General features: G+C 62.1%; 7 protein-coding genes. 4 read left to right on the top strand and 3 right to left on the bottom strand.

What is annotated here, in order from left to right; genetic code table 11:
* Nucleotides 1-191, bottom strand: a 191-nt coding sequence (locus NKG60_RS28300) for a hypothetical protein (protein WP_352976140.1), incomplete at its 3' end; no start/stop codon positions are given.
* 160 nt (nucleotides 192-351) lie between these two features.
* Between NKG60_RS28300 and rlmN the strand changes: the two genes are divergently transcribed.
* Both rlmN and NKG60_RS28290 read left to right on the top strand, forming a co-directional pair.
* Entirely contained in the window at nucleotides 352-1,584 is a 1,233-nt protein-coding gene (gene rlmN / locus NKG60_RS28295) for a dual-specificity RNA methyltransferase RlmN (protein WP_352669009.1), read from the top strand.
* A complete protein-coding gene (locus tag NKG60_RS28290; protein WP_352669011.1) occupies nucleotides 1,581-2,033 on the top strand; it encodes a hypothetical protein in 453 nt (150 codons plus the stop codon). The genes rlmN and NKG60_RS28290 overlap by 4 nt, the downstream gene beginning before the upstream one ends.
* Nucleotides 2,034-2,090: 57 nt before the next feature.
* On the opposite strand, the gene NKG60_RS28285 is transcribed toward NKG60_RS28290, so the two are convergent.
* Nucleotides 2,091-2,732, bottom strand: a complete 642-nt coding sequence (locus NKG60_RS28285; protein ID WP_352669013.1) for a LysE family translocator — start codon at nucleotides 2,730-2,732, stop codon at nucleotides 2,091-2,093.
* Nucleotides 2,733-2,901: 169 nt separating this feature from the next.
* On the opposite strand from NKG60_RS28285, the gene NKG60_RS28280 reads away from it, so the two are divergent.
* Nucleotides 2,902-4,125 carry an argininosuccinate synthase gene (locus tag NKG60_RS28280; RefSeq protein WP_352669015.1) on the top strand — a complete coding sequence of 408 codons (1,224 nt, stop codon included), beginning with the start codon at nucleotides 2,902-2,904 and terminating at the stop codon, nucleotides 4,123-4,125.
* A 323-nt stretch (nucleotides 4,126-4,448) separates the two neighbouring features.
* Here the strand turns inward: NKG60_RS28280 and NKG60_RS28275 are convergent, their stop codons facing one another.
* Complete coding sequence (locus NKG60_RS28275) at nucleotides 4,449-5,249, bottom strand: lytic murein transglycosylase (protein WP_352669117.1); 801 nt, start codon at nucleotides 5,247-5,249, stop codon at nucleotides 4,449-4,451.
* A 185-nt stretch (nucleotides 5,250-5,434) separates the two neighbouring features.
* Here NKG60_RS28275 and NKG60_RS28270 point away from each other — a divergent pair, with 185 nt between their 5' ends.
* Entirely contained in the window at nucleotides 5,435-6,682 is a 1,248-nt protein-coding gene (locus NKG60_RS28270; RefSeq protein WP_352976138.1) for a flavin monoamine oxidase family protein, read from the top strand.
* Nucleotides 6,683-6,726 lie beyond the last annotated feature (44 nt).

The raw sequence follows: 6,726 nt of genomic DNA, 5'->3' as shown, positions 1-6,726 counted from the left end.
TCATTCAACCCTCCTTCGGCTTTTCCGGCCGAAATAGAATCGAGCTTCGCCGCAAAGCGCAACCCAGATGTGTGAATGCGATAGATGGTGACGGGGAGAAAGAGCGCCGCATAGAAGTTTTCGCTGATTGCCAGCGCTGCGGGAATGGCGCTGACGTCGCCGCCGGATGAGGGCAGCGCCGAGGTCGCCAATTTGGTTGTCTCCAACGCAAAATTGGACGCCAGCCTTTTCTGAAGCCCTGCCCTTGCTTGCGCACCCGGCATGACTCCGCCGCTAACCTGTGCTATGCGCCGCGCTTCATTTCGGGCACGATGCTGTATTCGGCCGCAAATCGCTTATATCAGTGCAACAATGACCCTTTCATTCGATCTTACCGCCGAAGGCGCGCGTGACGCGTTGCGCACCCGCACGGCGCCTGAAAAGCCCTCGCTGATCGGCTTGACGCGCGCCGAACTTGGGGCCGCCCTTGTCGCTGCCGGCATCGTGCCGGAGCGCCAGGCGAAAATGCGCGCCCAGCAGCTCTGGCATTGGATCTATGTGCGCGGCGTTTCCGATTTTGCCGGCATGTTCAACATTTCCAAGGATCTGCGCGCCGCGCTCGACAGGCATTTCACCGTTGTCAGGCCCGAGATCGTCGAGGAGCAGATTTCCTCCGACGGCACGCGCAAATGGCTGTTCCGCTTTCCGCCGCGCGGCGCCGGCCGGCCGGTCGAGATCGAGACCGTCTACATTCCCGAAGAAGGCCGCGGCACCCTCTGCATCTCTTCGCAGGTCGGCTGCACCCTGACCTGCTCCTTCTGCCACACCGGCACGCAGAAACTGGTGCGCAACCTGACCGCCGAGGAAATCCTTGCCCAGCTTTTGACCGCCCGCGATCGGCTCGGCGATTTCCCCGACCGCGATACGCCCGACGGGGCCATCGTGCCGGCCGAGGGCCGGAAAGTGTCCAACGTCGTCATGATGGGCATGGGCGAGCCGCTCTACAATTTCGAGGCGGTGAAGAAGGCGCTGCTGATCGCATCCGACGGCGACGGGCTTTCCCTTTCGAAGAGACGCATCACGCTCTCGACATCGGGCGTCGTGCCCGAGATCTTCCGCACCGGCGAGGAGATCGGCGTCATGCTGGCGATCTCGCTGCACGCCACCAATGACGATCTGCGCGACCTTTTGGTTCCGATCAACAAGAAGTATCCGCTGAACGAGCTGATCGCTGCCTGCCGTGCCTATCCCGGCCTGTCCAACGCCAAGCGGATCACCTTCGAATATGTGATGCTGAAGGACGTCAACGATTCCATCGAAGACGCCAAGGCGCTGGTCAAGTTGCTCAAGGGCATTCCGGCCAAGATCAATCTGATCCCGTTCAATCCGTGGCCGGGCACCAACTACCAGTGCTCGGACTGGGAGACGATCGAGAAATTCGCCGACTACATCAACAATGCCGGCTATGCCTCGCCGATCCGCACGCCGCGCGGCCGCGACATCCTCGCCGCCTGCGGCCAGCTCAAGTCGGACTCCGAGCGCATGCGCAAAGTCGACCGGCTGGCGCTGGAAGCGATGATGATCGCAGGGCATGGCGAGGCGTGAATCGCGTCGTCGCCTATCTGATCCGCTTCGCCGTCATCCTTGTCGGCTATGGCGTTGCTTCGCTGGCGGCAAGCGCCTTCCTTAACATCATGTTCCTGGCGTCTCTTGGGTTGATGACGGACGAGGCGCAACCGGCGGCGCAGGCGTCGCTGTGGTTTTCAATCCCCTTCGTCGCGCTGTTCGTCGCCTATTTCGCCTTCATGCCGGCCGCCATCGCCATCCTCGTCTCCGAGATTCTTGGCCGGCGTGACTGGCTGTTCTATGCGCTGGCGGGTGCTGTGGTCTCGGCGGTCTTCCTCGGCTTCGTCCACCAGACGGCCGATGCCAATTTCGAGGTTACCAATACCAGCGTCATGCTGGCGGTGATCGGCTGCGGCATGGTCGGCGGCATTTTCTACTGGCTGAGCGCCGGGCGCTCGGCCGGAAGCTGGCGTCAGATTGGACCATGATCCCGAAAAGTGGAGGCCGGTTTTTCGGAAAAGAGCATGGTCAAGCAGGAATGCGCCCTATTTCGCCTGGGCCGACAGGATCTTGAGCGCGAAGGCCGAAAAAACTCCGGCAAAGAGATAGTCGACGACGCGCGTCACGCGCGGGCTGGATTTCATCGCGGCCGAGAACTTTTCCGCCGCCAGCACCATCGGCGCCGTCACCGGGATCGCCAGCACGACGAACATCGCGCCGAGGAAGAACAGCTTTCCCGGCGCGTTGGGATCATGCGCGGAGACGAATTGCGGCAGGAAGGTCATGAAAAACAGGATGATCTTCGGGTTGAGGAGATTGACCCCGAGCCCAGCCGCCCAGCTGCGGAACAGCGAGATTCTCGGCCCGCTCTTCTTCTCCGGCGAAAACGCCGACCCTTTTGTGATCGCCTGCCATGCCAGGAAGACCAGGTACCCGGCGCCGAAAATTTTCAGCACGAAGAACGCCATCGGCGAGGCGACGATCAGCGCCGAGACGCCGACCACCACCAGCGTGGTGTGGATCAGCGTGCCGCACAAGGCGCCGGCCATTGAGGCAAAGCCGGTGGCGCGGCCCTGGCTCAGCGTGCGCGACACGAACAGCGTCATATCAGGCCCAGGCGTGATCGCCAGGATGAAGGTGGCGATGGAGAACTGGATAAGCGTCGTACTGTCGGGGATGAAGGACATGGCTCGTCTCGGTGCGGCAAAAAGACGGCGCAGCCATACCGCAAGAGCCGTATTCTCGCCAGCCTCTGGGCGATACAGCATCTGGTCCAGGCATCGTTCGTCCCTTGCGCTGGCCTAAAACGCCGTGATACCTCGCCCGCGAAGAACCCCTGTCGCGGAACCGCCCACCATGTCGAAAGCAAAAGCCGTCAAGAAAGTCGTGCTCGCCTATTCCGGCGGCCTTGATACCTCGATCATCCTGAAATGGCTGCAGACCGAGCTCGGCGCCGAGGTCGTCACCTTCACCGCCGATCTCGGCCAGGGTGGCGAACTGGAGCCGGCCAGGCGCAAGGCCGAGATGATGGGCATCAAGGATATCCGCATCGTCGATGTCCGCGAGGAGTTCGTATCCGATTTCGTCTTCCCGATGTTCCGCGCCAACGCTGTCTATGAAGGCACGTATCTGCTCGGCACCTCGATCGCCCGGCCACTGATCTCGAAACATCTTGTCGAGATCGCCAGGGAGACCGGCGCCGATGCGATCGCCCATGGCGCCACCGGCAAGGGCAACGACCAGGTGCGTTTCGAGCTGTCGGCCTATGCACTCAATCCCGACATCAAGGTCATCGCGCCCTGGCGCGATTGGTCGTTCAAGTCGCGCACCGATCTCATCAATTTCGCCGAGCAGCACCAGATCCCGGTGCCGAAGGACAAGAAGGGCGATGCGCCTTTCTCGGTCGATGCCAACCTGCTGCACTCCTCCTCCGAGGGCAAGGTGCTGGAAGACCCGTGGAGCGAGCCGCCCGAATTCGTCCACCAGCGCACCATCTCGCCGATGGATGCGCCCGATGAGGTCACCGAGATCGAGATCGAATTCCTCAAGGGCGACCCGGTTGCGCTCAACGGCAAGAAACTGTCGCCTGCAACGATGCTGGCGGCGCTGAACGATCTCGGCCGCGACAACGGCATTGGCAGGCTCGATCTGGTCGAGAACCGTTTCGTCGGCATGAAATCGCGCGGCGTCTACGAGACCCCCGGCGGCACCATCCTGATATCAGCCCACCGGGCGATCGAATCGATCACGCTCGACCGCGGAGCCGCCCATCTCAAGGACGAGTTCATGCCGCGCTACGCCGAGCTGATCTATAACGGCTTCTGGTTCGCGCCCGAGCGGCTGATGCTGCAGGCGATGATCGACAAGAGCCAGGAAGACGTCGAAGGCACCGTGCGGCTGAAGCTCTACAAGGGCAACGTAATTGTCACCGGCCGCAAGTCGAGGAAGACGCTCTATTCCGATGCGCTGGTCACTTTCGAGGACGACCGCGGCGCCTACGATCAGAAGGACGCCGAAGGCTTCATCCGCCTCAACGCGCTCAGGCTGCGCACGCTGGCGGCGCGTAGTCGTAAAGGCTAGCCTGTTCCTCCGCACCGAGGGATTTGGCTCTTTGACTGGCATCCGCCCTCTCCACGCTGGCGATTAGCCACAGGCCACCTCTCACTTCGTCATCCCAGGGCGGAGCAAGGAGCGAAGCGACGCGGCGCACGCGCGTCACGCTCAATGTCTCAACCGTTGATTCACGTCCCGGCAAGGTGCTCGCCGGCTGCTCCTACGCGCTCCACGTGAAATAGAAAGCCCGGCGCTTGGCCGGGCTTTCTGTCGAATAGAGCAATTCCAGGAAAAGTGTGAAACGGTTTTCCGTCCGGAATTGCGTTAAGACAAAGCTCTGGAGGTCCCTGTCAGTCGGCATCGATCGCCGTGGCCATGCGGGCGATGGCCTGTTGATAGACGCTCGCCGAATTCCAGCCGGCAATTGCGCCGATATTCGCCTGCGCGCTGGCACCCGGCCGCCAACCATGACCCTTGAGGAAGTTGGCGGTAGAAGCCAACGCAGTGGCCTTGTCGCGCAGATTTTTGTTGCCTACGCCATATGTCAAAACATTTCCGGGCAGGAACTGCGTGTGGCCAATCTCGCCATGCGCGGCACCGACCGACGAGGCGCTCAGCGCTCCGCGATCAACCAGCTTCAGGGCTGCAATGGCATGAGGGTAGAAGAATTCCGGACGGCGGCAGTCATAGGCCAGCGTTAAAATGGCGGAGACCGTATTCTGGTTGCCCATGGCGGAACCGAAGCCGGTCTCCATGCCCCAGATGGCGAGCAACACACCCGGCGACACGCCGTAATTCTGTTCGATCTTGTCGAACAGCGCGGCATTGGCCTTCTTCAGCGCACGGCCCCTGGCAATGATCGCGGACGCGCCACGGCGCTTCATGAAAGCTTCCACCGAGCCGCTGAAAGCCTTATGGATGGCGCGGTCGACGGAGATCGTCTTTGTCGCGTAGGTTGCGCGAGCCAGAGCGGCCAGACCCTTCGAGCCGACACCGTCGGCCTTCGCCTCCGCGGCAAACTCCGGTTTCCACGCCTCGAAGCCGGCGCCGTTTTTGCCGCAACTGGCCGCCGCCTGCGCGCTCGTCGCCAGCGCAAGCACCGCCACCACCGTGGCCACTACAAACATCTTCCCCTTGGCAAGAAATGCCATGCTGCTCTCCTGGTTGCCTGAATCATGTTCCCAATTGCGAATTTGCCAGCGAAACACCTGCTTGTCACTGTCCCGGCGCTGCGCCGATGCACTCAATACAGCAGGAACTTCAAATCCACCACACTGGCGGACGCCCGGGAATTTGCCTACGATCAAGTAATTATTGTGGCGGGGACAGAATAAGCATGGAAGACGTTGATGTCGTGATCATCGGCGCCGGTTCAGCCGGGCTTTCGGCTGCCAAGACCCTGCGCGCCGCCGGTTTTTCCTTCAAATTGTTGGAAGCGATGAACCGCATTGGCGGCCGCGCCTGGACCAGCGACCAGCATTTCGGCGTGCCGTTCGACATCGGCTGCGCCTGGCTGCATGCCGCGGACCGCAATCCCTACTTTCCCGAGGCGAAGGCCGCCGCCTGGACACTTCATCACCACGACATGAATGTCGATCATCTCTATTACCGCGAGCGAAAGGCAAGCGAAGCCGAAGAGGCCGCGATGAAGGTGGCCGACGCAAGGCTGTTCGAGCCCGTGGCGGCACATCAGGTGAGGGAAGGCGACGACGACCGTCTTTCGGCATTGCTCGCCAAGGGACAGGCGCCGCGCGCCGCCGCAACCTTCGCCGGGCCGATGGATTTCGGCGCCGACGAAGACGAGATATCGATCCGCGACTTTCAGGCCGCCGCCGATCTCGATCCGAACTATTTCACCAGGGAAGGCTTCGGTACGCTGGTTGCCCGCTTCGGTGCCGATGTGCCGGTGGAACTGTCGACGCCTGTGCGCAAGATCGTCTGGGATGAGCCGGGCGTGGCCTGCGTCACCGATCGCGGTACCATCCGCGCCAATGCGGCCATCGTCACCGCCTCGCCGGCAGTGCTCGCCTTCGAGGAGATCGCGTTCTCGCCTGCACTCCCCGATGCGCATTTCGCTGCCTTCTTCGACCTGCCGATGGGCATGCTGACCAAGCTGCCGGTGGAAATATCCGGTACCAGGCTCGGCCTGGAGCCGTTCGACGATTTGCTGATCGAGCGGTTGGCCCGGCACGACATCTACTTCCTCTGCTTTCCTTTCGACCTCGATCTGATGGTCGGTTTCGTCGGCGGCGATTTCGCTTGGGAGATATCGGCGGCGGGCGAGGCGGCCGGCATCGACTTCGTCGTCGACCGGCTCTGCGGCATCTTTGGCGGCGACATACGAAAGCATGTCGGACGCGCAATGATGACCAATTGGGGCGCTGAGCGGTTCGTGCGCGGCGCCTATGCGGCGGCGCGTCCCGGCCGCTCGCAAGCGCGCGCCACTTTGATGCAGCCGGTGGCGGAAAAGATCTTCTTCGCCGGCGAGCATTTGGCCGGTCCGCTGATGCAGACCTGCGGCGGCGCCAGATTGTCGGGCGAGGCAGTGGCCAAGGAGGTCGTCGCCCACCTTGCGGCAAAATAGCATCTGCCGGCAGGAACGTGGGCAGCTGACAGGCGTTTGGCCTT

Source organism: Mesorhizobium sp. M1428, assembly GCF_040317515.1.
GTDB lineage: Bacteria > Pseudomonadota > Alphaproteobacteria > Rhizobiales > Rhizobiaceae > Mesorhizobium.
The sequence above is the reverse complement of the archived record's forward strand: the minus strand, read 5'-3'. Positions and strand labels throughout refer to the sequence as shown.

Bases quoted from the DNA above. Each gene is read 5' to 3' on its own strand.
- rlmN (WP_352669009.1), top strand. From the start codon at position 352: ATGACCCTTTCATTCGATCTTACCGCCGAAGGCGCGCGTGACGCGTTG.
- NKG60_RS28285 (WP_352669013.1), bottom strand. From the start codon at position 2,732: ATGTCCTTCATCCCCGACAGTACGACGCTTATCCAGTTCTCCATCGCC.
- NKG60_RS28280 (WP_352669015.1), top strand. From the start codon at position 2,902: ATGTCGAAAGCAAAAGCCGTCAAGAAAGTCGTGCTCGCCTATTCCGGC.
- NKG60_RS28275 (WP_352669117.1), bottom strand. From the start codon at position 5,249: ATGGCATTTCTTGCCAAGGGGAAGATGTTTGTAGTGGCCACGGTGGTG.
- NKG60_RS28270 (WP_352976138.1), top strand. From the start codon at position 5,435: ATGGAAGACGTTGATGTCGTGATCATCGGCGCCGGTTCAGCCGGGCTT.